This window comes from Chromohalobacter canadensis, from assembly GCF_034479555.1.
Taxonomy (GTDB): Bacteria; Pseudomonadota; Gammaproteobacteria; order Pseudomonadales; family Halomonadaceae; genus Chromohalobacter; species Chromohalobacter canadensis.
In genome coordinates this window covers 114,770-138,164 of sequence record NZ_CP140151.1, presented here as the reverse complement: position 1 = coordinate 138,164, position 23,395 = coordinate 114,770, and the positions used below count along the sequence as shown (strand labels likewise).

General features: G+C 62.0%; 23 protein-coding genes. 9 read left to right on the top strand and 14 right to left on the bottom strand.

Going from position 1 to position 23,395, the window contains the following annotated elements:
* The 4 genes from fliI to fliF are packed head-to-tail and all read right to left on the bottom strand — an operon-like array spanning position 1 to position 4,959.
* Positions 1 to 1,407, bottom strand: a complete 1,407-nt coding sequence (gene fliI, locus SR908_RS00675; protein ID WP_246922045.1) for a flagellar protein export ATPase FliI — start codon at positions 1,405 to 1,407, stop codon at positions 1 to 3.
* Entirely contained in the window at positions 1,400 to 2,170 is a 771-nt protein-coding gene (locus tag SR908_RS00670; protein WP_097023618.1) for a flagellar assembly protein FliH, read from the bottom strand. Before SR908_RS00670 ends, fliI begins: the two co-directional genes overlap by 8 nt.
* Positions 2,163 to 3,158: a flagellar motor switch protein FliG gene (gene fliG / locus SR908_RS00665; RefSeq protein WP_097023619.1), complete on the bottom strand. Its 996-nt coding sequence runs from the start codon at positions 3,156 to 3,158 to the stop codon at positions 2,163 to 2,165. Before fliG ends, SR908_RS00670 begins: the two co-directional genes overlap by 8 nt.
* Positions 3,151 to 4,959: a flagellar basal-body MS-ring/collar protein FliF gene (gene fliF / locus SR908_RS00660; RefSeq protein WP_246922043.1), complete on the bottom strand. Its 1,809-nt coding sequence runs from the start codon at positions 4,957 to 4,959 to the stop codon at positions 3,151 to 3,153. The genes fliG and fliF overlap by 8 nt, the downstream gene beginning before the upstream one ends.
* 280 nt (positions 4,960 to 5,239) lie before the next feature.
* On the opposite strand from fliF, the gene fliE reads away from it, so the two are divergent.
* The gene (gene fliE, locus SR908_RS00655; protein ID WP_097023621.1) at positions 5,240 to 5,563 is read left to right on the top strand and encodes a flagellar hook-basal body complex protein FliE; all 324 of its coding nucleotides are present in this window, start codon (positions 5,240 to 5,242) and stop codon (positions 5,561 to 5,563) included.
* Between the two features lie 104 nt (positions 5,564 to 5,667).
* On the opposite strand, the gene SR908_RS00650 is transcribed toward fliE, so the two are convergent.
* Both SR908_RS00650 and rarD read right to left on the bottom strand, forming a co-directional pair.
* On the bottom strand, positions 5,668 to 6,768 hold the full coding sequence (locus SR908_RS00650; RefSeq protein WP_246922041.1) for an NAD(P)/FAD-dependent oxidoreductase: 1,101 nt from the start codon (positions 6,766 to 6,768) through the stop codon (positions 5,668 to 5,670).
* Between the two features lie 94 nt (positions 6,769 to 6,862).
* A complete protein-coding gene (gene rarD, locus SR908_RS00645) occupies positions 6,863 to 7,771 on the bottom strand; it encodes an EamA family transporter RarD (RefSeq protein ID WP_246922039.1) in 909 nt (302 codons plus the stop codon).
* A gap of 160 nt (positions 7,772 to 7,931) precedes the next feature.
* Between rarD and SR908_RS00640 the strand changes: the two genes are divergently transcribed.
* On the top strand, positions 7,932 to 8,735 hold the full coding sequence (locus tag SR908_RS00640; protein ID WP_246922037.1) for an amidohydrolase: 804 nt from the start codon (positions 7,932 to 7,934) through the stop codon (positions 8,733 to 8,735).
* Between the two features lie 9 nt (positions 8,736 to 8,744).
* The gene (gene rsuA, locus SR908_RS00635) at positions 8,745 to 9,458 is read left to right on the top strand and encodes a 16S rRNA pseudouridine(516) synthase RsuA (protein ID WP_097023625.1); all 714 of its coding nucleotides are present in this window, start codon (positions 8,745 to 8,747) and stop codon (positions 9,456 to 9,458) included.
* Positions 9,459 to 9,534: 76 nt separating this feature from the next.
* On the opposite strand, the gene SR908_RS00630 is transcribed toward rsuA, so the two are convergent.
* The 6 genes from SR908_RS00630 to gloB form a co-directional block, all read right to left on the bottom strand.
* Positions 9,535 to 11,130: an ABC transporter ATP-binding protein gene (locus tag SR908_RS00630; protein WP_246922035.1), complete on the bottom strand. Its 1,596-nt coding sequence runs from the start codon at positions 11,128 to 11,130 to the stop codon at positions 9,535 to 9,537.
* Positions 11,120 to 12,226 (bottom strand): ABC transporter permease, encoded by a 1,107-nt coding sequence (locus SR908_RS00625; RefSeq protein WP_378076025.1) that lies wholly within the window; start codon positions 12,224 to 12,226, stop codon positions 11,120 to 11,122. Before SR908_RS00625 ends, SR908_RS00630 begins: the two co-directional genes overlap by 11 nt.
* Positions 12,223 to 13,290, bottom strand: a complete 1,068-nt coding sequence (locus SR908_RS00620; RefSeq protein ID WP_097023628.1) for a microcin C ABC transporter permease YejB — start codon at positions 13,288 to 13,290, stop codon at positions 12,223 to 12,225. Before SR908_RS00620 ends, SR908_RS00625 begins: the two co-directional genes overlap by 4 nt.
* An 11-nt stretch (positions 13,291 to 13,301) precedes the next feature.
* Positions 13,302 to 15,137 carry an extracellular solute-binding protein gene (locus SR908_RS00615; RefSeq protein WP_246922029.1) on the bottom strand — a complete coding sequence of 612 codons (1,836 nt, stop codon included), beginning with the start codon at positions 15,135 to 15,137 and terminating at the stop codon, positions 13,302 to 13,304.
* Positions 15,138 to 15,242: 105 nt separating this feature from the next.
* The gene (locus SR908_RS00610) at positions 15,243 to 16,574 is read right to left on the bottom strand and encodes a LysM peptidoglycan-binding domain-containing protein (RefSeq protein ID WP_246922026.1); all 1,332 of its coding nucleotides are present in this window, start codon (positions 16,572 to 16,574) and stop codon (positions 15,243 to 15,245) included.
* 47 nt (positions 16,575 to 16,621) lie between these two features.
* Entirely contained in the window at positions 16,622 to 17,389 is a 768-nt protein-coding gene (gene gloB / locus SR908_RS00605; protein ID WP_246922023.1) for a hydroxyacylglutathione hydrolase, read from the bottom strand.
* Between the two features lie 120 nt (positions 17,390 to 17,509).
* On the opposite strand from gloB, the gene SR908_RS00600 reads away from it, so the two are divergent.
* Genes SR908_RS00600 through nudC form a run of 4 tightly spaced genes read left to right on the top strand, consistent with a single transcriptional unit; the run spans position 17,510 to position 20,341 of the window.
* Positions 17,510 to 18,298: a methyltransferase domain-containing protein gene (locus SR908_RS00600; RefSeq protein ID WP_246922020.1), complete on the top strand. Its 789-nt coding sequence runs from the start codon at positions 17,510 to 17,512 to the stop codon at positions 18,296 to 18,298.
* Positions 18,299 to 18,317: 19 nt separating this feature from the next.
* Positions 18,318 to 18,785 carry a ribonuclease HI gene (gene rnhA / locus SR908_RS00595; protein ID WP_246922222.1) on the top strand — a complete coding sequence of 156 codons (468 nt, stop codon included), beginning with the start codon at positions 18,318 to 18,320 and terminating at the stop codon, positions 18,783 to 18,785.
* A 3-nt stretch (positions 18,786 to 18,788) separates the two neighbouring features.
* Positions 18,789 to 19,550 (top strand): DNA polymerase III subunit epsilon, encoded by a 762-nt coding sequence (gene dnaQ, locus SR908_RS00590; protein WP_246922017.1) that lies wholly within the window; start codon positions 18,789 to 18,791, stop codon positions 19,548 to 19,550.
* The gene (gene nudC / locus SR908_RS00585) at positions 19,547 to 20,341 is read left to right on the top strand and encodes an NAD(+) diphosphatase (protein WP_246922015.1); all 795 of its coding nucleotides are present in this window, start codon (positions 19,547 to 19,549) and stop codon (positions 20,339 to 20,341) included. The genes dnaQ and nudC overlap by 4 nt, the downstream gene beginning before the upstream one ends.
* A gap of 36 nt (positions 20,342 to 20,377) precedes the next feature.
* On the opposite strand, the gene SR908_RS00580 is transcribed toward nudC, so the two are convergent.
* A complete protein-coding gene (locus SR908_RS00580) occupies positions 20,378 to 20,695 on the bottom strand; it encodes an SCP2 sterol-binding domain-containing protein (RefSeq protein ID WP_097023635.1) in 318 nt (105 codons plus the stop codon).
* Between the two features lie 100 nt (positions 20,696 to 20,795).
* Between SR908_RS00580 and sohB the strand changes: the two genes are divergently transcribed.
* Positions 20,796 to 21,851: a protease SohB gene (gene sohB / locus SR908_RS00575; RefSeq protein WP_246922013.1), complete on the top strand. Its 1,056-nt coding sequence runs from the start codon at positions 20,796 to 20,798 to the stop codon at positions 21,849 to 21,851.
* A 17-nt stretch (positions 21,852 to 21,868) separates the two neighbouring features.
* Here the strand turns inward: sohB and SR908_RS00570 are convergent, their stop codons facing one another.
* Positions 21,869 to 22,192: an ArsR/SmtB family transcription factor gene (locus SR908_RS00570; RefSeq protein WP_246922011.1), complete on the bottom strand. Its 324-nt coding sequence runs from the start codon at positions 22,190 to 22,192 to the stop codon at positions 21,869 to 21,871.
* Positions 22,193 to 22,686: 494 nt separating this feature from the next.
* Between SR908_RS00570 and SR908_RS00565 the strand changes: the two genes are divergently transcribed.
* Complete coding sequence (locus SR908_RS00565) at positions 22,687 to 23,361, top strand: 7-cyano-7-deazaguanine/7-aminomethyl-7-deazaguanine transporter (RefSeq protein ID WP_246922010.1); 675 nt, start codon at positions 22,687 to 22,689, stop codon at positions 23,359 to 23,361.
* The last annotated feature ends 34 nt before the right edge of the window (positions 23,362 to 23,395 follow it).

Here is a 23,395-nt window from a genome sequence, read left to right as displayed (position 1 = left end):
TCAGCGCGTCTCCGGAAATAGCGATGCCAGAGCGTCCAAGGTCGCGGTGACATTGGCTTGTTCGTAGATTCCCTGCTGGAGGAAACCCTCGAGACGCGGATAAAGGGCGACGGCACGGTCGAGCTGCGGGTCGTGTCCCGCGGCGTAAGCACCGACGCTGATCAGGTCGCGATTGCGTTGATAACGTGAGAAAAGCTGCTTGAAGCGTTTCGCCCGGCGCTGGTGAGCGCCCTCGGTGATCTCGGTCATCGCGCGGCTGATTGAGGCTTCGATATCGATGGCGGGGTAGTGCCCGCTCTCCGCCAGGTCCCGCGAGAGCACGACGTGGCCATCGAGGATGGCACGCGCGGCATCGGCGATGGGGTCCTGTTGGTCGTCACCTTCGGTCAGCACGGTATAGAAGGCGGTGATCGACCCGCCGCCAGGTTTACCGTTGCCAGCACGCTCGACGAGCCCTGGTAGACGCGCGAAGACAGACGGCGGATACCCTTTGGTGGCGGGCGGTTCGCCCACGGCCAGGGCGATCTCGCGCATGGCCATGGCGTAGCGTGTCAGGGAGTCCATGATCAACAGGACATTACGCCCTTCGTCGCGGAAGCCTTCAGCGATGCGCGTGGCGTAGGAGGCGCCTTGCAAGCGCTGTAATGGCGAGACGTCGGCAGGCGCGGCGACGACCACGGCGCGTTCGCGCCCCTCGGCGCCCAGGATGTTCTCGATGAATTCCTTGACCTCGCGGCCACGTTCACCGATCAGGCCGACGACGATGACATCGGCCTGGGTGTAGCGCGACATCATGCCGAGCAGCACACTCTTGCCGACCCCGGAGCCTGCGAAAAGCCCCATGCGCTGACCGCGGCCGACGCTCAACAGGCCGTTGATGGCGCGAATACCGACATCGATGACGGAGTTGATGGGGGCACGGTCAAGCGGATTGATGGGCCGCGTGCTCAAGGGCGCGTGGGGCGCGTTCTCCAGTGAGCCCTTGCCGTCGAGCGCGCGACCGTTGCCGTCCAGTACGCGTCCGAGGAGTGCATCGCCGAGGGGGAAACGGCGCGCGCTGGCGGCATCGCGCTGGTTGCTGCCCAGCGTCAGCACTCGTGCCCCCGGCACCAAGCCTTGGGTGTCGCCAAGCGGCATGAGAAACAGCCGATCACCGGCGAAGCCGACCACTTCGGCTTCGGCATAGTCGGTATGCCCATGCTGGGCGAGTTCCACCAGGCAAGCGCTGCCCAGAGGCAGGCGCAGGCCGGTCGCTTCCAGCACCAGGCCGGTGGCACGCACGATCTTGCCGTGGGGGCGGCGTGAATCCAGCCCCTCGATACGCTGCGCGACCTTGCCCAGGGCGCGCTGCCAATGGGCGCCATGAGAGGTTTCGTTGTGCGTGTCGGCAAGGTGCGTCTCAGTCATCACCGGCCTCCGGTTCCGTTGCCGAGGAAGGTGCGACATGGCGCTTGCGGCGCTGATTCAACGCGCTTTGCCAGCGGGTCTCGAGTGTGGCATCGAGCCCGCCGGTGGCGCTTTCGGCACGGCAACCGCCGCGTTGCAGCGAAGCGTCTTCGTGCAGTGTCCAGTGAGCCGCTTCGAGCTCGTTGCCGACATGGTCGTTGACCAGCGCCAGGTCGTCGGGGTGTAGCCACAACTGAGTGGGGCCGTCGAGCACGGGCTCTTCGTGGAGTAGTTGGCGAACGAGCGTCACCACATGCTCAGGTGTGGCGATTAATGTCTCGTCGGCTAGATGCTTGCCGGTCAGCATGGCCAACTCGACGAGTTGGTCGGCGAGTTGGGTGTCCATTGTATCCAGCGCGGCGCGGAACTCGCCGGCCAGTTGCCCGAGTGGGGCGAGGGCGTCGTCGAGCTGGCGCTTGGCTTCCTGATCGCCTGCCTCGCGCCCCTCTTGGAGGCCCTTTTCGTAACCGGCCTGGCGGCCTTCTTCGAAGCCAGCGTCGTAGCCTTCGCGATATGCTTTGTCGCGCGTCTTTTGGTGCAGTGCCTGGCGTTCTTCGATGAGTCGCTGACGCTGCTCGCGTCGGCGTTGCTCGAAACGTTGCGCCCGGTCGAGCTGATTGCTGCCATCGCCACCGCTATGCGGCAGCTCATCCATACGCCAGAGGCGCCAGCGTTGGTCGTCCGGCGTATGAATGACGTCGTCGGATAGCGGCTTATCAGACATAACTGTCGTCACCTCCGCTCAATACGATGTCGCCGTTGTCGGCCAGGCGACGCACGACCTGCAGGATCGCTTTCTGCTCGGTCTCGACCTGGGAAACACGTACCGGGCCGCGTGCCTCGAGGTCCTCGCGCATCAGCGTGGCCGCGCGTTGCGACATGTTTTGCGTGATCTTTTCGACCAGAGCTTCCTGGGCGCCCTTGAGGGCCACGACCAGCGAGTTGGTGTCGACTTCCTTGAGGATGAGCTGGATGCCGCGATCGTCGATGTCGAGGATGTTCTCGAACAGGAACATCTCGTCGATGATGCGTTGGGCCAAATCGTCGTTGTGCGCTCGCACGGCGTCGATGACGACTTCTTCCTGAGACGAGTTCATCAGGTTGAGGATCTCGGCCGCGGTTCTCACGCCGCCCATCTTGCTGCGTTTGACGTTCTGGCCATCGAGCATGCTGCCAAGCACCTCGGTGAGCTCCTGCAACGCCGCCGGTTGCACGCCGCTGAAAGTGGCGATACGCAGCACGACGTCGTTGCGCAGCTTTTCATCGAGATGTTCGAGCACGTCGGCGGCCAAGTTACGATCCAGGTGGATGATAATGGTGGCAATGATCTGCGGGTGCTCATCGCGGATCAGCTCGGTGACGGCCGTGCTTTCCATCAGGTTCAGCGCGTCGATGCCCGAGGCGGAGCCAGTCGTCTCGAGGATGTCCTCGATCACGCTATTGGCGCGCTCGCTGCCCAGCGCCTTGGTGAGCACGGTGCGTATGTGCTCGCTGCTGTGCAGGTTGACGGCGGAGAACTGGTCTATCTCGTCATGGAATTCGCGCAGGGCCTCTTCCATGTCCTCGTGCGAGATTTGGCTCAAGGAGGCCATCTCCAGGCTGATTTCCTGGACCTCTTTGTTGCTGAGGTACTTGAATACCTCGGCGGCGCTGTCCTCGTCCAGCGAGAGCAGCAGAATTGCGCTTCGGCGAGCGCCACTCATTTTACTCATTGGAACCCATCCACCCTCTGACGATCATGGCGACGAGACGCGGGTCTTCCTGAGCGATCTCACGTACGTCACGGAGGTTTTGCTCGTAGCTGGCTGAGCGGCGCTCACGCCGCTTCTGTGGCGGCACCGGCGGTTCTTCCTCGGTGCCAGCTGTCTCGGCTTGAGTAGTCGCGTAGGCGTCGGCACCACCGCCCGCACCGGCACCTGCGGTTGCGCCGGCGGGGCTCGGCGTGGCTGGCGTAAAGGCCGGCCGTTCGGTCTGGCGTTGGATCAGCGGGCGCAGCACCTTGAACCACAGGAAGAGGGCGACCAGGCCGATCAGCAGGTATTTGCCCAACGTGGCAGCCAGTGACCACAGCAAGGTGGATTCCCACCATTGTGATTCGGGGCGCTGCTCGTCGGTCTCGTCGAAGGGAGAGTTGACGACTTCGAGCTGGTCGCCACGTGCTTCCGAGAAGCCCATGGCCTGCTGAACGAGGCTGCGGATGCTGGCGATCTCATCGTCGCTCAGTGGCACTCGCGCCGGGTTGCCGTCCTCGTCGACGCCGTCGCGGTAATTGACCACGATGGCGGCATTGAGGCGTTCGATGGTGCCGGTCTGGTGCTGAACATGTTCGACCTGGTGATCGACCTCGTAATTGATGGTGTTGTCGCGGCTGGTCCGCCCCTGGGCGGCATTTTCCTGAGCCGCGACGTTTTCGCCATCCTCGCCCTGAGCATCATCGTCTTGTGCGTCCTCGCCTTCGCCATCCTCGTCTTCTTGCGGCGCATTGATGGGAGATGCTGCGGCGCCGGGCGGCTGATTGCTCAACGCGCCAGGAATCCCCATGGCCAAGTCGGCATCGCCACTGTAGGTGATGCTCGATTGCTCGCTGCGCACGGCGGCTTCATTGGGCGGCTGGTTGGGGGAATAGGTTTCGCTGGTGCCTTCGCGCTTGGAGAAGTCGAGCTGGGCGGAGACTTCGGCCTTGACGTTACGCGCGCCGAGGATGGGCGCCAGAATCGATTCGATGCGCTCTGCGTAGTTGCGCTCGACGCGGGACACGTAATCCAACTGTGTTCCGCTTAGCGCTTCGTTGCCATCACTGGCAGGGGATAACAGGCGGCCTGTTTGGTCGACTATGGAAATATCATCGGTCGCCAGCTCGGAAACGCTGCTCGACACCAGGTGCATGATCGCCTGCACCTGGCCTTCGCCAAGCACGCGTCCACGTTGCAGGTCGAGCATGACGGAGGCGCTGGCGGGCTCGCTCTCGCGCACGAAAACCGAAGGCTTGGCCATGGCAAGATGAACACGGGCGTTGGACACCGGGCCGAGGTCTTCGATGGTACGCGACAGCTCGCCTTCGAGGGCACGCTGATAATTGACATGCTCGGCGAACTGACTGATGCCGAACGATTGTTCGTCCATCAGTTCATAGCCCACGCCGGAGGCTTCCGGAAGGCCTTGTTCGGCGAGCTGCATGCGAAGTTTATTGACGCGATCGGCGGGTACCAGTAGCGCTTGACCGTTCTCGCTGAACTCGTAGGGCACGCCCATGCTGTCGAGTTCAGTGACGATCTTCCCGCCATCTTCTTGGGTGAGCGTCGAATAAAGCACGCGGTAATCAGGGGAGCTTGCCCACATTAAAAGCGCAGCGATGACCGCGACGCTCGCGGCGGCGGCGATAATCAGCGGTACGCGTGGGTTGCTGCGCATCCGGTCGACGAACGACGGGGTGTTGCCTGCGGCAGCGTTGCCCTGACGTTGTCCGGACGTACCTTGATTGGCCTCTGTCGAGGAGGATGCTGCTGTGCTCATGTCATCCTCCGGCAACGCCGGGGTAGGCACGGAAACGGTCCAGCGGCAAGCATGGGGATGTCCAACTCCAAAATTCTGCGCATCTTTTGGCGTCTCGTCACGGTCGGTTGGCTCCGATACGAGGCGTATGTGTGATGACCGCTATTATGTGGAGCTAAGAAAACCCTAAAGGGAGGAAAAGCCGATATTTTAGGTCCCAATTGCAGATATGACTCAGACCAGGTTGCTGGTAGGGTTCGTCAACGTATCCCAGAGCTGTGTCGACCAGCGGAGGAAAGTCATGAGTGCACCGGCCATTTCTCAGGCACTTCAGCAAATGCAGAGTCTGGCCAGTCAGGCGGGCCAGACGTCGGGTAGCCAGGTTAGTACGGCAGTCGGTAGCGGCGGGTTCACCGGCGAGCTGCATAGTGCGATTTCACGCATCAACAGTTTGAAGCAGAATGCCAATGCGCAGGCTGAAGCCTTCGAGGCGGGCGCACCGGGTGTGGAGCTCAACGACGTGATGGTCGATATGCAGAAGGCGAGCATCGCCTTCGAAATGGGCACGCAGGTACGCAACCGCTTTGTGACCGCCTATAAAGATGTCATGAATATGCAGGTGTGATGCGCTAGCGTGTCGCCCAGGCACCGCCATCCCCGGCGGTGCGATGCGTCTTGGCTCTTCCCGTGAGCCGACGCCTACCTATCGATAACGCTACAAAACCTTACCTATCGATAACGCCGTAAGAAGCGCGTGTCGATATAGCGCTTGAGCCGCAAGGCCAAGCGACCGCCTCTCCAGCGCTCTCCGTAAAGCGCTAATCCCTTGTCGTGCATGTCCACGATGGCCAGTGCCGTTACCGGTGGGTGGTAGTCTCGCAGTGACGTGCCATTCTGCAAGGCAATCAGATTGTGTAGTAGCACGGGGCCTTGGCGAACGCCTTCGATACCGCGTTTGGGAAGGCTGTGATCGATCAGTGAGGCGCAGTCGCCGACGGCGAAGATCGTCGCGTGCTGCTCGCTTTGTAGCGTTGTCTTGATGCGGATGCCGTTGTCGTCGAGCGCCAGTGGCAGGTCGGCGACGCAGTACGCGGGTCGCAGCCCTGTAGCGAGAACGATGTCGTCGGGCGAAACATCGAGGAAGTCGAGCCATCCGGTGTTGCCGTCTAGCGCCACACTGGGGTGCCAATCGACGCCCAGACGCGCGAGCTGACGGCTGGCCCATCGGGCCGCTGCGTCTGGTGCGTTGGGCAAGAGGCGTGAATGGCGAGTGACAAGTCGAATATCGTTGGCGGCCCCGAGGCGTTGGCTCAGCCCCGCCAGATTGGCGGCCATTTCTACGCCGGAAGGTCCGCCGCCGACCACGACCATATGCAAAGCCCGGTGCTGCTGGGCGGCATCGAGCACATGCTGGCGTAGAGCATCGAGGCGCTCGATGGGTTTGACGTGCCAGTAGCGTGCGTCGCCCCAGGCAGGCACGATCGCGCCGGTTTGGATCGGCGGGACGACATCGCTGCCCACATTGAGTGAGAGTACGTCGAAGGCGATGTGATGACCGTCGGCCAGAAAGACATGTTGGGTATGCACATCGAGTGCCACGAAAGGCGCTGTAACATGCTCGATGCCATGGCGCGCGGAGAGGGCGGCGATATCGAGGCTGCAGGCATTACGTGGCGCGCCACTGAGTAGTCGTGCGGCCATGCCCGAATACCAGAAGCGCGTGGGGGCCACGAGCGTGATGCGATAGCCGGCGCGACGTAATACGGAAGCGTGTTTCAGCAAGTGGAGGTGCGCGTGACCGGCACCCACCAGCACCAGGTGCGTCGTCATGAAGGCGTGTTTCCTCGGGCCAGTCAGCCGCCACGTGACACGTCGTGGCGGTCATGCACTCACTCTAGACGATGTTGGTGCCGTGACGCTTGTCTTACTTGGCGCCAGCGTGCCTGCCTTGCCAAGCGGAAAGCGAATACAGCGTCAGCCCGAGCCAGATGAGCACGAAGGTGATGAGTTGCAGGGTGCCTAATGGCTCGCGAAAGATCAGCAGTGCGATCAAGAATTGCAGGGTGGGGTTGATATACATCAAGAATCCCACCGTCGACAGGCGGAGTCGGCGCGCGGCTCCGGCGAAGGCCAGCAATGGCAGGGCCGTCAGGGCGCCACTCGCTATCAGCAGTGTGGTGTTGTGCGCGGTGCCCCCAAAATGGGACAGGCCGGCAATCTCGAACCAGGCCACGGCAAGTAACCCGAGTGGTAGCAGTATCAGCGTCTCGACGAACAGCCCCGAGAGTCCATCCAGGCTGACCTGCTTGCGTAACAGACCATAGGTGCCGAAGCTGAGCGCAAGACAGATGCTGATCCACGGCAGGCCGCCGAGCCCGACTAATTGAACGCCGATGGCGACGATGGCAATCGCCACTGCGGCACCCTGTAAGCGTGACATGCGCTCGCGCAGTACCAGCATGCCCAGTGCCACGTTGACCAGTGGCGTCATGAAATAGCCGAGACTGGCCTGGAGGACGTGGTGGGTTTCCACGGCGTAGATGTAGAGCCCCCAATTGAAGCCGATGAGCAAGGCGCAGCCAAGTACCCGTACCAGCAGGCGCGGTGCGCGCAAGGCTTCTCTGACCGGTTGCCAGCGCCCCAGAACGGTGACCACGAGGACCAGGAACAGACACGCCCAGAGGATGCGGTGGGTAAGGATTTCCCAGGCGGGCACGCCATCGAAAAGCGCGAAAAAAAGTGGAAAGCAGCCCCATAGCGTATAGGCGATCACGCCGAACGCAACGCCCTTGGCAGCGTCTTTATCGGCGGCGGTCTTCGATGCGGAAGACATGTCTTGCGTGGCACTTTCTCTGGCATTCTCTCGAGCCATGGGGACCTCAACGTGGGGCGATGATGCCGAACAGGCGAACGCTAATCTAACATGGACGAAAGGGGCTTGCCGCTGCCCTGAGCTGGCCTTCAGACTGAATCTTCAATCCGGGAGGTGTGTGATGAGCGAATTACGTACGACCCTGGTGCAGGCCGACCTGCGTTGGGAAGATCCCCAAGCCAATTGCCGCTTGCTCGAGGAACGTCTGGGCAAGCTCTCGGCGGACGATACGGACTTGATCGTGCTGCCGGAAATGTTTGCCACGGGGTTCACCATGAATTCCCGCGAAATGGCCGAGCCCATGGCCCAGAGCACCACCGTCGGCTGGATGGCCGAACAAGCCCGCCAGCGTGGCTGCGTGGTGACCGGCAGCGTGGCCGTTGTCGAGGACGGCGAGTACTTCAACCGTCTCATCTGGGCGCGCCCGGACGGCGATATCACGCATTATGATAAGCGCCACCTGTTCCGTATGGCCGGCGAGCACGAACGCTATGGCATGGGCAACGAGCGCGTCATTGTCGAGCTCAAAGGCTTTCGAATCCTGCTGAGTGTCTGCTATGACCTGCGATTTCCCGTATGGCTGCGTCAGCAACCCGCGCCGGGCGAGCATTTCGAGTATGATGCGCTGCTGTGCGTCGCCAACTGGCCCGCGCCCCGTCGTCAACCTTGGCGGACCCTGCTACAGGCACGTGCCGTCGAAAACCTCTGCTATGTGATCGGCGTCAACCGCGTGGGGGAAGATGCCAAGGGGTTGGCATACGCGGGCGACTCGATGCTTGTCGATTTCAAGGGCGAGCCCTTTATCGACGAGCCGCGCGACGTGCCTTTCATGCGTACCGGTCGTCTGGATCGCCAGGCGCTGAGTACGTTCCGTGACAAATTTCCGGCCTGGATGGACGCCGATCGCTTCCAGGTCGAGGAGTGAATTTCCTGCATGCGTCTCGACCGTTTTTTAAGTGAAAGTACCGAGCTGACGCGCTCGCTGGCCAAGAAAGCCCTGCACCGCGGCGAGGTCGAGGTGAATGGCGAAGTGATCAAGAATGCCGCCTTCAAGCTCGATCAAGAACAGGACGTGCGCTGGATGGGGGAGCCTTTGGCCTTGGTTGGTGTGCGGTATCTGATGCTCAACAAGCCCACGGGCTATGAATGCACGACACGGCCGGGACGCTACCCCTCGGTGGTCGAGCTGCTGGATGTCACCAAGCGTGATCGCCTGCATATCGCCGGGCGCCTGGATGTGGACACCACTGGGCTCGTGCTGATCACCGAGGACGGCCAATGGTCGCATCGACTGACATCCCCCAAGCGGCGCTGCGACAAGCATTATCTCGTGACTCTGGCACAGCCACTGATGGACGGGGCGGAAGATCTCCTGGCAGCGGGATTGATGCTGGAGAGGGAAGACAAGCCGACATTGCCTGCGCGCCTTGAACGTCTGCCTGCGACGGACGAAGACGAGGGCGAGGTGGTTCAGGCGCGTCTGGTCATCCAGGAAGGCCGCTATCATCAGATCAAGCGCATGTTCGCGGCGCTGGGTAACGAGGTCGTGGCGCTGCATCGTGAACGGATCGGCGATATCGTCCTCGACTCAACGCTAGCCACGGGAGAGTGGCGGGAACTTACCGAGACGGAAATCGCCTCCATCTAGTTTATACCGTTATCTTCGTTGTGCGCTCATCGCTCGTTAACCTGACAAGCCCGCAATAAGCCGCCATAAAAGTTCGTCAGGTATCGAAATGCAGCCCAGAGGCCTCGAGTAGACGCTTCGTATAAGATTCTCGAGGCTGCCTGAGTAGCGTCTCGCAGTCGCCTTGCTCGACGATCTCACCGTCCTTGAGCACCATGATGCGGTGCGCCATGGCGCGTACCACGGCGAGATCGTGGCTGATAAACAGGTAACTCAGCCCGCGTCGGGCCTGAAGGCCGCGTAGCAAGCTGATGAGCTGCTTCTGCACGCTGCGGTCGAGCGCTGAAGTCGGTTCGTCGAGCACGACAAGGTCGGGCTCGAGAATGAGGGCGCGCGCCACGGCGATGCGTTGGCGCTGGCCGCCCGAGAACTCGTGCGGGTAACGTGCTGCGCAATTCGCCGGCAGGCCGACCTCCTCGAGTGTGGCGACGACCCGTTGCTCGACGTCCGCGTCGCTGAGTGTCGGATGGTGAAAGCGAAGCCCTTCGCTGACGATATCCATGACGGGCATGCGCGGCGAGAGCGAACCGTAAGGGTCCTGGAAGACGACCTGAAAGCGTCGCCGCCGGCGGCGTAGCGCGTTGCCGCGTAATGTATCCAGGCGTTCGCCATCGAAAAGGATCTCGCCATCGGCGGCGGTCAGGCGTAGAAGCGCCAATGCCAGGGTGGTCTTGCCGGAGCCGGATTCCCCGACCAGGCCCAGGGTTTCGCCGCGCGCGAGGGTGATATCCAGTGGCTGGACGGCCACGAACGGGGCGGGACGGCGCCCGAACCAGGATTTGCTTCGCGCGAATGAGACGCCGAGGCTGCGTGCCTCGAGCAGCATCTCGCGTGTTTCCGGCAACGGCGCGGCATGGCCATCGGGGTTGGCGGCGAGCAGGTGTTGGGTATAGGCCGCGCGAGGGGCATCGAAGACGTGTGTGACACTGCCGCTTTCGACGAGCCTGCCATGCTGCATGACATGCACGCTGTCGGCATGCCGGCGCACCAGATTGAGATCGTGGGTGATGAACAGCATGGCCATGCCATTGGCGTCGCGTAACCGTGCCAGCAAGGCCAGAATTTCCTGCTGCACGGTGACGTCCAGCGCCGTGGTCGGTTCATCGGCAATGAGAAGCTGCGGTGCGTTGGCGATGGCCATGGCGATCACTACGCGCTGGCGTTGTCCACCCGAGAGCTTATGGGGATGCGTCTCAAGCAGTTCGTCGGGGCGCGGTAACTGTACTTCCACCAGCAGTTCCCGGGCGCGCTGACGGGCGGCACGGCCGCGCAAGCCTTGATGGAGACGCAGGGTTTCGCCGAGCTGCTTGCCGACCGTGTGCAAGGGGTTGAGCGAGGTCGTGGGCTCTTGGAACACGAAGCCGACTTGGCCGCCGCGTAGCGTATTCCAGCGCCGCGGTGATAGACCTTCTAGGGACTGTCCGCAGAGCCGACGTCCACCCTCGACGCGCGCGCCAGGCGGCAGCAGGTCGAGGGCGCCGAGGGCGGATACCGACTTGCCGGAGCCCGATTCGCCGACCAGCGCCGCGGTTTCGCCACGGCGTATGGTGAGTGACAGGTCCTCGACGACGCGCATGTCGCCGAAGGCGATGCGTAAGGCATCGAGTTCGAATACGACGTCGTCATTGGCCATGCGCGGTTCTCCCGGGTAGATCATCGGTATCGGCGGAGGTCGATGTGGTGGTGCTGGGCACGTGGCGCGGGTCGAAGGCGTCACGCAGTCCTTCGCCGATGAAGACCAGCAGCGAGAGCATAATTCCAAGACTCAGGAAGGCCGTGATACCAAGCCAGGGCGCCTGCAGGTTGTTCTTGCCCTGGGCGACCAGCTCGCCCAACGAGGGAGAGCCCGGGGGCAGGCCGAAGCCCAGGAAATCCAGCGCGGTGAGGGTGGTGATCGCCCCTGTGAACAGAAACGGGATGAACGTCAGGGTGGCGACCATAGCGTTGGGTAGCACATGGCGCCACATGATCAGCCGCGACGGCAGTCCCATGGCACGCGCCGCGCGTACGTACTCGAGATTGCGCGCGCGCAGGAATTCGGCGCGCACGATGTCGACCAGCCCCAGCCAGGAAAACAGCAGCATGATGCCCAGCAACCACCACAGGTTGGGCTGCACCAGGCTGGCGAGGATGATAAGCAGGAACAGTACCGGCATGCCCGACCAGATTTCGATGATGCGCTGGCCGATCAGGTCGACCTTGCCGCCGAAATAGCCTTGCACGCCCCCGAACAGGACGCCAAGCGCCATCGAGCCCACCGTCAGTACCACGGCGAAGACCACCGAGAGCCGGAAGCCATAGAGCACGCGGGCGAAGACGTCGCGGCCGTGGTCGTCGGTTCCCAACCAGTGACGTGCCGAGGGCGGCGAGGGTGCAGGCCCCGTCAGCTCGCGATCCAGCGTATCGTAGGAGAAGGGCACGGGGGGCCATAGCATCCAACCCTGCGAGGAGATGCTTTCCCGGACGACAGGGTCGCGGTAGTCGGCTGTCGTGGGGAGAAAACCGCCGAACTCGGTTTCGGGATAATCGAATACCACCGGGGCGTACCACTGGCCCTGGTAGTGCATGACGATGGGCTTGTCGTTGGCGACCAGTTCCGCGCCCAGACTGACGATCAGCAGCAGGACGAAGGCCCACAGCGACCACCAGGCGCGCCGGTTGCCGCGAAAGATCTGCCAGCGGCGGCGGGCGATGGGAGACGGTTGCGCGCGCTTGCGAAGTGTCATCATGCCTCCCGCGTCGCGAAGTCGATGCGAGGGTCGACCCACACATAGGTGAGATCCGAGATCAGCTTGAGCACCAATCCGATCAAGGTATAGAGATACAGCGTGCCGAAGATGACCGGATAGTCGCGCTGCATGACCGCCTCGAAGCCGAGTAGGCCAAGACCATCGAGCGAGAAGATCACCTCGATCAACAGCGACCCGGTGAAGAAAATGCCGACCAGCGCCGAGGGGAGCCCCGCGATGATGATCAGCATGGCGTTGCGGAACACGTGCCCGTAGAGCACACGGTGCTCACTGGCGCCCTTGGCGCGTGCGGTGAGCACGTATTGTTTATGGATTTCGTCGAGGAAGCTGTTCTTGGTCAGCATGGTGAGCGTTGCGAAACTGCCGATGGCCGAGGCCAGCACGGGCAGCGCGATGTGCCAGAAATAATCCTGGATCTTGCCCCACCAGGAGAGGTCGGCGAAGTCGGGCGAGGTCAGTCCGCGCAGTGGAAACCAGTCCAGATAGCTGCCGCCGGCGAATACCACGATCAGGAAAATGGCGAACAAGAACCCTGGGACTGCGTATCCCACGATGATCAGTCCCGAGGTCCAGACATCGAAGCGCGAGCCATGGCGCAAGGCCTTGCGTATGCCTAGTGGTATCGAGATCGAATATACCAGCAGCGTTGTCCAGAGTCCCAGCGAGATCGACACGGGCAGACGTTCGACGATGAGGTCGGTTACCGGCCGCCCGCGAAAGAAGCTATCGCCGAGATCGAAGGTGGCGTAATCGGCCAGCATGCCGAAGAACCGCTCCACGGGCGGCTTGTCGAAGCCGAACTGCTTTTCCAATGCTTCTTCGAGGCGTGGGTCGATGCCGCGTGCGTTGCGGGTATCGCCGCTGGATGTCTCGCCGCCGCCTTCCAGGCGCGTGCTGGCATTGCTGTCCATGCCCTCGAAGCGGGCCAGCATCTGGTCGATGGGGCCGCCCGGTGCCACCTGCACGATAATGAAATTGAGCAGCAAGATGCCCAGCAGGGTGGGGATCATCAGCAGTAGGCGGCGTAGGATGTAATTAGCCACGATGTTTATCCTTAGCGTTCGCCGCGTTGGCGTTGCTCTATCCGGGACGCGCGCTGTGGATCGACCCACCAGCTCGATAGATCGAAGGTGTATTCGGGGAATGGCTGGGGGTAGCCGAACTTGTCCCATAGCGCCACGCGAGTGCCGTCGAGGTGCCATTGGGGAATGACGTAGAAGCCCCAGCGCAGTACCCGGTCGAGGGCACGCGCGGCGGTGTCCAATGCCTGCCGGCTGTCGGCGCGGATCAGGCTGTCGACCAGGCCGTCGATGGCGGGGCTCTGCAAGCCGATCAAGTTGCGGCTGCGCGGCGCGTCGGCGTAGTCGCTGGTCCAGAATTCGCGCTGTTCGTTACCTGGATTGGCGGACTGCGCGAAGCTGCCGAGGATCAGGTCGAAATCGAAGTTGCGCTGGCGCGTCAGGAACTGATTGACGTCGACCACGCGCAGGTTGGCCTCGATGCCGAGACGCTCGAGGTTTTGAATCAGTGGTAGGGTCACGCGCTCGAACTGAGTGTCGTAGAGCAGAAATTCGAGGCGCAGCGGCCGTTGTGTCTCGCGGTTGACCAGCGTTCCATCGCGAACCTCATACCCGGCGTCGCGCAGCAGTCCCAGTGCCTTCTTCAGGCGTGCCCGCAAACCCTCGGGGCGTGATGCGGGCAGAGGGGCTTCAAAGACATCTTGCGGCAGGTGATCGCGATAGGGCGCGAGTAGCTCACGTTCGGCGTCGCTGGGCAGGCCGTTGGCTTCCATCTCGGAGCTCTCGAAGTAGCTATCGGTTTCTTCATAGGCGCCGTAGAAGAGATGCGTGTTGAGCCAATCGAAGTCGGTGGCCAGGGTCAGCGCTTCGCGAACGCGGCGGTCCTGAAACTTCTCGCGTCGCAGGTTCATGACGAAGGCTTGCATCCCGGCGGGTTGCGCGTCGGGGACGACCATGCGCTTGATGAAGCCTTCCTCTCGAGCGGGGGTGTCGTAAGCGGTGGCCCAGTTCTTCGCGCTACTTTCGCGGCGTAGATCGAGATTGCCGGCCTTGAAGGCCTCCAGCGCCACGGTCTGATCCCGGTAGTAGTCATAGACCAGACGGTCGATATTGTGCCGCCCGCGGTTGATGGGCAGGTCGCGTCCCCAGTAATCCTCGACACGATGATAGACGATGCGGCGCCCCGGCGAGAGGCTCTCGACCGCATAGGGGCCGGACCCCAGCGGTTTGTCCAGCGTCGGTGAGGCGAAGTCGCGCGAGCTCCAGTAGTGTTTGGGCAGCACCGGAAGCTGGCCGAGGATCAATGGCAACTCGCGCGAATTGTTGTCGCTGAATTCGAAGCGCACGGTGTCGTCATCCAGCGCTTCGATCTTATCGACATCGGCGTAGTAGGCGCGATAGAACGGCTGTCCCTCGTCGCGTAGCAGGCGAAAGCTGAATACGACGTCTTCTGCCGTCACGGGGTGGCCATCGTGAAAGCGTGCTTCCGGGCGCAAATCGACTTCCATCCAGTGGCGGTCAGGGTCGAGGCGGATGCCGCCCGCCAGAAGCCCATACATGGTGAAGGGCTCATCGGCGCTGGCTTCCATCAAGGTGTCGTAGACATGATTCAGGCCATCGGCAGGATTGCCCTGAATGATGAAGGGATTGGTCGAATCGAAGCTACCCTGTGCGGCTTGTCGCAATTCACCGCCCTTGGGGGCATCCGGATTGGTATAGGGCAGGTGCGAGAAGCCATCGCGCAGTGCAGGCGCGTCGTAGAGCGAGATCCCCGCGACGGTTGGCACGTCGGCGGCAGGCAATGCCAGCGCCGTGAGGCTAACCGCCCACAGACAAGACCCCAGCAGCCAGGTGCGAACGAACGATGGCATCAATCGATTCCTTGAAGCAAGATGCGCAGAGGCCGGTGAAGCACCGGCCCGCTCGCTAGCCTACCCCAGCAGTGTCGCGCTGAGTAGAGGTATCGCTCAATGCGCTCAGCGAGAGGCCTGGCGCAAGGTCAAACGTTGCCCGGGTTGCAGATAATCGCTTTGATCGAGCTGGTTCCAGCGTGCCAGGTCGCCGACGCTGACGTCATGGCGCGCTGCGATACGCGACAGGCTGTCGCCCGGCTTGACCCTGACTTCGCGCGTGGCGTCGCCACTGGCCAGGCTGGGAGATTGGCCGGTGGAAGGGACCACCAGCGACTGCCCGATGCGCAATGAGTCGCCGCTGAGCGAATTCTGCTGACGTAATACGCTGATGGGAATGTCATGACGCGCGGCGATGCCGGAGAGGGTGTCGCCGCGTTTGACCACATAATGCGCCTTGGCCTGACGTTTCTCGGCGGGCAGCGTATCGAGCTTGGCAAGAAAGCGCTTGCGGCTGTCGGCGGGGATCACCAGTTTGGCGTTTTGATCGGGGCGTGTCGCTTCGCGTCGAAAGGCCGGGTTGAGGTCGCGCAGTCGCGCCTCGCTAACCCCGGCGAGCTGCGCGGCATCGGTCAGCGCCAGTTGGCCCTTGGCTTTTACTTGGGCAATGGCGGGACGATCGGGAATGTCAGGCAGAGTGACCGCGTAGCGCTGCGGATCGGATACCACTGCGGCCAATGCCAGCAGCTTGGGAACATAGTCCATGGTTTGATTGGGCAGCGAGAGGTGCCAGTAATCGATGGGCTTGCCTTGGGCGGCGGCCCTCTCACGCGCGTGGTTGACCGTGCCCGCGCCAGCATTGTAAGCCGCCAGTGCAAGCTCGAGATTACCTTCATACCACTGGTCGGCGAGTGTCTGCAGGTAGTCGAGAGCGGCGGCTGTCGAGGCGACGACATCGCGACGGCCGTCATACCACCATGTGTCGTTCAGGCCCATGGCTTCGCCAGTGCCCGGCATGAACTGCCATAGCCCTGAGGCGCCGCCGGGATGGGCGGCGGTGGGGTCGTATGCGCTTTCGATGAAGGGCAGCAGCGCCAGCTCGGTGGGCATGTCGCGCGCTTCGATCTGACGGGTGACCCAACGCAGCCAAGGACGCGCATTTTGGGCCATGGCCGAGACATATTCGGGATGCGCGGAAAAGTAGTCGAGCCACTCTTTGACGCGCGGATTCTCGATGTCGTGGGGCAATCCGAAACCGCTTTTAAGGCGTGTCCAGGCATCGGCTTGCGCGGCGCTTTGAAGCTCCAGCGCTTGCCAGAAGGTCCCGTGGTGCGCTGATGCAACCGTGTCGTCGCCGGTCGGTGAGCCGCTGGTCGCTAGCGCGGGCAGCGACAAAGGGATCAGAAAAAGACCTCCCGCCAAGCTCAGCGCTTGGCGGCGGATCGATCGAACGTGCATGGGAAGCGAACCTCTCGAGGGCATGACGTCAGTTGGGCATGGTGTTGCTAGAAACGGTCTTTCCATTCGCGCAGTGTGGCGAAGGCGCTACTGGCGTCGTCGGCATTACCCTGTTCGGCCACTGCACTGAGCAGGCCGGGTTGGTCGAGGCGCAAGAAAGGGTTGATCTGGCGCTCGGAACCGATGTTGGTGGGCAGCGTGGGGCGCTCCAGCCGACGTGCTTTTTCGCACTCTTCGAGATAGGCGTCACGCGTGGGATTGTCGGGCTCGGCAGCCTGAGAGAAGCGCAGGTTGGCAAGCGTATATTCGTGGCCCGCGAACACCATGGTGTCGTCGGGCAATGCAGCGAGGCGTTCGAGCGAGCGCTGCATCTGTGCGGGTTCGCCTTCGAACAAGCGTCCGCAACCGGCCGAGAACATCACGTCGCCACAAAACAGCAGCCCCGGCGTTCCGGGGGCGTAAAAGGCGATATGGTCGAGCGTGTGGCCGGGGACAGCGAAGACTTCGAAGCGCCGTCCCTGAACGCGGCACTCATCGTCGTCGCCCACGACTTCGTCAACGGAGGGGATGGCCGTGTTGTCGGGGCCGATCACGCGCGGCCCGTAGCGTTTGACCAATGTTTCGATGCCGCCCGTGTGATCGTGGTGGTGGTGGGTGACCAAAATCGCCACCAGGTTCAGATTTTCACGCTCCAGGTATTCGATGACGGGTTGCGCGTCGCCGGGATCGACGATCGCTACCTTATCGCTGGCATCCTGACGGAGCAGCCAGATATAGTTGTCCTGGAACGCGGGAATTGGAATCACGGTCAACATAGTACGCTAGACCTCGGCAAACGTCGGAAACACGCCTGTCATCACGCCATGCACGACGGCGGACAGCAGCGTAAAATGCGACAACCTTGGGGGGAATGGGCCGTAGTGTCAAATTCGCATATGACAATGACGTTGGCGCAGGCCGTCCGCGAGGGGCGCCGCTTCTGGGGCTCCGAAGATGGCGTTGCGTTATGGCAGGCGCAGCGTGCGTGCCTGGGGCCTCTCTGCGAGTCGCACTTCGGATCTCACAGCTTGCAACTCGGTATGGCTTCACGGCTGACCGACATGTGCCCCATTCACCATGCGATGAGTTGGGCGCCAACGCGCGCCTTGGCTCAGGATGATGCCACCTTGGTGTGCGACCCCGGCACCTTGCCGCTTCCCGATGAAAGCCTCGATCTCGTGCTGGTGCATCATCTGTTGGAGGTGATGCCCAACGCGCACCATCTGGTGCGTGAGGCGGCACGAGTCACGCGCGATGATGGCTTGCTGGTGATGATGGGCTGGAATCCTTTCGGCGCCGATGCCCTGGGGCATTTGTTACCTGCCAGTCGGCGTCGTTGGCCCTGCAAGGGGCGCTGGCGGCGCAGCGGCCGGTTGCGGGAGTGGTTGGCGTTTGTCGATTTCGAGATCGACCGCGTAGACTACTGCGGCTTTCGCCTGCCTGGCGGGCATATTCACAACTTGGGGCTCGAAACGCTGGGACGCCGTTATAATCTTCCTTTTGGGGGGTGTTATCTGATCGTGGCCCGGCGTAAGCAGATCCCTGTACAGCCGTTGCGCACCTTGCTGCGCCGCGATGCGATGGCGGGCAAGTGGCTCGGTCCCGCTGCGCTTCATCGCGATCACGGCAGGCGTTCGGGCCGCGCCACGCACGCCCACGACGATAGGATGGCCGAGGTTGACTGATACTCCCACCGTGGGCGACATGCCCCATGTGACCATTTATACCGACGGCGCCTGTCGCGGTAACCCCGGGCCCGGCGGCTGGGGTGCGGTGCTGCGTTACGGCCAGCACGAGAAAACCCTTAATGGCGGCGAGGCCGAGACCACCAACAATCGCATGGAACTGACGGCCGCGATTCAGGCGCTGCGGATCTTGACGCGTTCCTGCGAGGTGGCGCTATGGACCGATTCCGAGTACCTGAGAAAGGGGATTACCGAGTGGGTCCATGGCTGGATCAAGCGTGGCTGGAAGACCGCTGCCAAGAAACCGGTCAAGAACGCCGAGTTGTGGCGTGAACTACTCGAGGAAGCCCAGCGCCATCGCATCGAATGGCACTGGGTAAAAGGACACAGTGGCCACGAAGGTAACGAACTGGCCGATACGCTCGCCAACGCCGCCACCGACGACGTGCAGGCGGCTCAGCGGCGGGCCATGGCAGGAGAAGAGTAAGCAATGCGTCAGATCGTACTGGACACCGAAACGACCGGCATCGATCCCAAGGAAGGGCATCGCCTGATCGAGATTGGGGCGGTGGAGGTAGTCAATCGCCGGTTGACCGGCAATAACTTCCATCAATACATCAATCCCGAACGCGATATCGACCCCGAGGCCGTGGAAATACACGGCATCACCAATGAACGCGTCGCCGACGAACCCGTGTTCGCGGATGTTGCCGATGCCTTCTGGGAATACATTCGCGGCGGCGAGCTGGTGATTCACAACGCGGCGTTTGACGTTGGCTTCATCGATCACGAATTCGGCCTGCTGCAGAATAAACGCGGTGGGCCGCGCCTGGGCCCGGTTGCGGATCACTGCGGTGTGCTCGATACGCTGGCCATGGCGCGTAAGTTGCATCCAGGGCAACGCAATAGCCTGGACGCGCTGTGCAAGCGCTATGCCATCGATAACGGTCGCCGAGTTCTCCACGGCGCGTTGCTGGATGCGGAAATCCTGTCCGATGTCTACCTGGCAATGACCGGGGGGCAGACGGCGCTTTCGCTAGCCGGCGTCGAAGGGACCACTGGCGGCGACGCGGAGGGAGCGAATAGCGTCAGTGGCATTCGGCGTGTGACACGGGAAGGAGTGACACTGGTGGTGGCGCGCCCCAGCGAGGCGGAACTGAGTGCGCATCGGGCCAAGCTCGATAGCATTCGCCAGGCGGCGGGCGAGTGTCATTGGGACGCGTTGGACGAGGCGCTGCAGGAGCTCAAATGACGGCCACTTCGGAACCGGCATTCGTGCGCGAGTTGCCCGGCGCGCAGACGCCGCGCTGGGGCTATTGGATTCGCTTCGGTGAGTCCGGCATCGCCCCGGGGGATGAGGACGGCATTCTTCAGTTGCCCGGCGAATGGCCGGAACAGGCCATGGCGCTGGGGATGTGGCGAGATTTGCCGGTGGCCATGGTGCATGAACAGGGGGATGTCAACTGGCCCCCGGCGCGCGATTGGTTGGCGAGACTCCCCGGCGCGCAAGCCGACCTGCTGGCCACGGCGCTACAAGTCAACGCCTGGTCGCGCGATCATCGCTTCTGCGGCCGCTGTGGCTCCCCGATGTCGCGGCTTACCCATGAATTCGCCATGCAGTGCCAGGCGTGTGGTCACCGCAGCTATCCGCGCATCTCGCCGTGTATCATTACGTTGGTGACCCATGGGCGGGATCTGTTGCTGGCGCGCAATGCGCGTTTTCCCGCGCGGCGTTATTCCACCTTGGCGGGGTTCATCGAGCCTGGGGAAACTGCCGAGAATGCCGTGCGTCGTGAAGTCCACGAGGAAGTCGGGGTCGACATCGGAAGGGTTCGTTTCTTTCGCAGCCAGTCATGGCCGTTTCCGCATTCGCTGATGCTGGGATTCTTCGCCGAGGCAGCCAGTCGGCGCATTCGCATCGATGGCGTGGAGATCGCCGATGCCGCTTGGTTCACGCCACGTCGTTTGCCGGAATTGCCCCCCAGCCACTCGATCTCGCGTCAGTTGATCGAGACGCATCTCAGCGCCGTGGCGATGCGCTGAGAGACGTCGTGGCCTGACAACATGGGGTGGGAGAGGCTAGCCGCTGGGAAAAAGGCTGGTGAGTTTGCTGGCCAGCATGACATTGCCGGTGGCCTTCAGCTTGCCGCTCATGAAGGCCTGCATGCCGTTGATCTCGCCGCTCATTACGCCTTTCAGCGTCTCGGTGTCGGTGGTCAGGCTGACGGAAGGGTCGTCGTGTTCGCCTTGCTGAACGTCCAGGCTACCGTCCTGAATATGCAGGTAATAGTCATCGGCATCGCTGATATGAAACTGGAAAATGTCATTCATGCCCCGGGCGGCGGCAGGATCGAAGCGCGACTGAAGTTTTTCGATGACGGTACTGGCGTCGGCCATGATCGGTCACTCTATGGTGTTAATGGAAGCTCCAGCCTATTTCAAACAAATGTTTCATACAAGAGCTGGATTGATTGTCATCCAAGCATGAGGTAGCGACGTGATTGAATGGATAGCGGAATACGCCTTGTTTGCCGCCAAGCTGGCGACACTGGTGATCGCTCTGGGTGTGCTGATCGTGTTGGTGGTGTCTATTAAGCAGCGTGCCAGTGGGCAGCAAGGCGATGATAACCGTTTGCGCGTGGTGGCATTGAATGAGCGCCAACGGCAGCGGCGTGAATCGCTGCGCCTGGCGGGGATGACGCCCGCTCGGCGGCGCCGTGCACAAAAGGCGTTGCGCAAGCAGGAAAAGGCACGCCGCAAAGGAAAGGATGATGCACCTGACGAGGTGCCATCGCGAGTGTGGGTGCTCGACTTCGATGGTGATCTCAAGGCATCGCGCACCCCGCAGCTGGCGGAGCAGGTTTCACTGTTGTTGGGTGAATTGCAGGCCGAGGATGAAGTGGTCGTGCGTCTTACCTCGGGGGGTGGCTTGGTGCATGCCTATGGGCTTGCCGCTGCGCAACTCGACCGGCTGCGCGATGCTGGGGCGCATCTTACCGTGTGTGTCGATAAGGTCGCCGCCAGTGGGGGTTACATGATGGCTTGCTGCGCGCATCGTTTGATCGCGGCGCCGTTCGCCGTCATCGGGTCGATCGGTGTGGTGGCGCAGGTGCCCAATGTGCATCGCTTGCTCAAGAAGCACGATATCGATGTCGAGCTTCTCACGGCGGGGCGTTACAAGAGGACCTTGACCGTGCTGGGGGAAAATACCGAAGAGGGGCGCGCCAAGTTTCTCGACGATTTGCAGGAAACGCATGATCTCTTCAAGCGCTACGTCGGTGAGCGGCGTCCGGCGCTGGAAGTCGACAAGGTGGCGACCGGCGAAATCTGGTATGGCCGCCAGGCCCTCGAGGATGGCTTGATCGATGAGATTGCCACCAGCGACGGCTATCTCGCGGCGCGCATGAAGGAAGAAGCGCGGGTCCTGCATGTGACGCTGGAACCTCGCCATTCGCTGTTGCAGCGGGTCGGAGTCGGGGCGTCGATGGGGATCGAGCGTCTCGGGGATCGTGTCATGGAGCGTTTGGAAGCCAGCAGCTGGCAGCGGCGCTGAGCCGCTGCCAGGGCAGATTAGCGGGATTTACCGTAGAGCGCGACCAGCGAATCGATCACGGTGCGGGCCTCATCGCCCGCCAGTGAATAGTAGATGGTCTGCGAAGCACGGCGTGTGATTACCAGGTTCTCACGGCGCAGGATGGCGAGGTGCTGCGAGAGTGCCGACTGACTGAGGTTGAGCTTGCGATTCAGTTCGGTGACCGAAAGCTCTGCGTCGTCGAGCAGGCACAGGATGCGCAGGCGGTTTTCGTTGGCCATGGCCTTGAGTAGCGTCGTGCCTTTGTCGATGGCGCCGTAACCGGCGTCGATCAGGGCGGAGGCAGGCTGGAGCGGGCGCATATTGTCTCTCCTACATTGGGATTGGCGGTTGACTGCCGAAGGGCGAGGGATAGGCGCCCCGCGGCAAAGGGATGCTCGTGTGTCGAATGACCGTCTATGTCCGGGGTGTCCTTTCCTCTATTGGACAAGGGTCATTCCCTGTTACTCATTCTTGATTTAGTGAATCATCAATAACTTCGCCAGCCCTGTCCAAGGAAGCCTTCAACGGTATTTCATCGGTTAGAGTGCGACGTTATCGGCAGGCCGTGGAACGGGGCAGTGCGATGGCGCTTGCTGTCCCGTAAGGCACTGACGTAACGACGATAGTTCCTGTTCGTCTGCAGTATTCGACGATGGACGCGTTACCCCATGGCGAGAGCAGGCAAAGCGTCTCGCTGGTCGGCATCGGTGAAATCTTTTACAATCCCGCCGCTTTCGCTCGGCGCCTTTAGCGTCGTCCTGCCTTGAGGGTTCCCTTACCCCTCGGCCTCTTTCGGCAACTAAAAAGGTGGTACATGTTTGCCCTCGATTCTCGTCAGGCGCGCCGCTTGATGGGGTGGCTCGTGAGCTTCCACATCATTGTCATCGCGGCCAGCAATTACCTGGTGCAATTGCCGTTTTCGATGTTCGGCGTACACACTACTTGGGGAGCATTCAGTTTTCCCTTCATCTTTCTCGCCACCGACCTGACCGTGCGGTTGTTCGGGAAACGCCGGGCGCGCATGACCATCGCGCGCGTCATGCTGCCTGCCTTGCTGATTTCCTATGTGGTATCGGTGCTGTTTCAGGATGGCGCTTTTCAGGGAATCTCGGCGCTGGGAGATTGGAACCTGTTCGTGGGGCGTATCGCGCTGGCGAGTTTCATGGCCTATGTGCTAGGGCAGTTGCTGGACATTCACGTCTTCGATCGGATGCGGCGGCTGCGTGCCTGGTGGGTGGCGCCGGCGTTTTCGACGCTATTGGGTAACCTGGCCGATACCTTCGCGTTTTTTGCCATCGCCTTCTGGAATGGGCCCGATGCGTTCATGAGCGCACACTGGGTCGAAATCGCCTGGGTAGATTATGCCATCAAGCTGGGCGTCAGCCTGGCTTTCTTCCTGCCGTTGTATGGCGTGCTGCTGGGGGCGTTGACGCGCCGCCTGGCGCATGTCGCCGATGCCTCCGAACAGGTGTCGGGGCGCAATGCCTGAAACGCCTCTGGTACCATGCTGGCATGACTTGAAT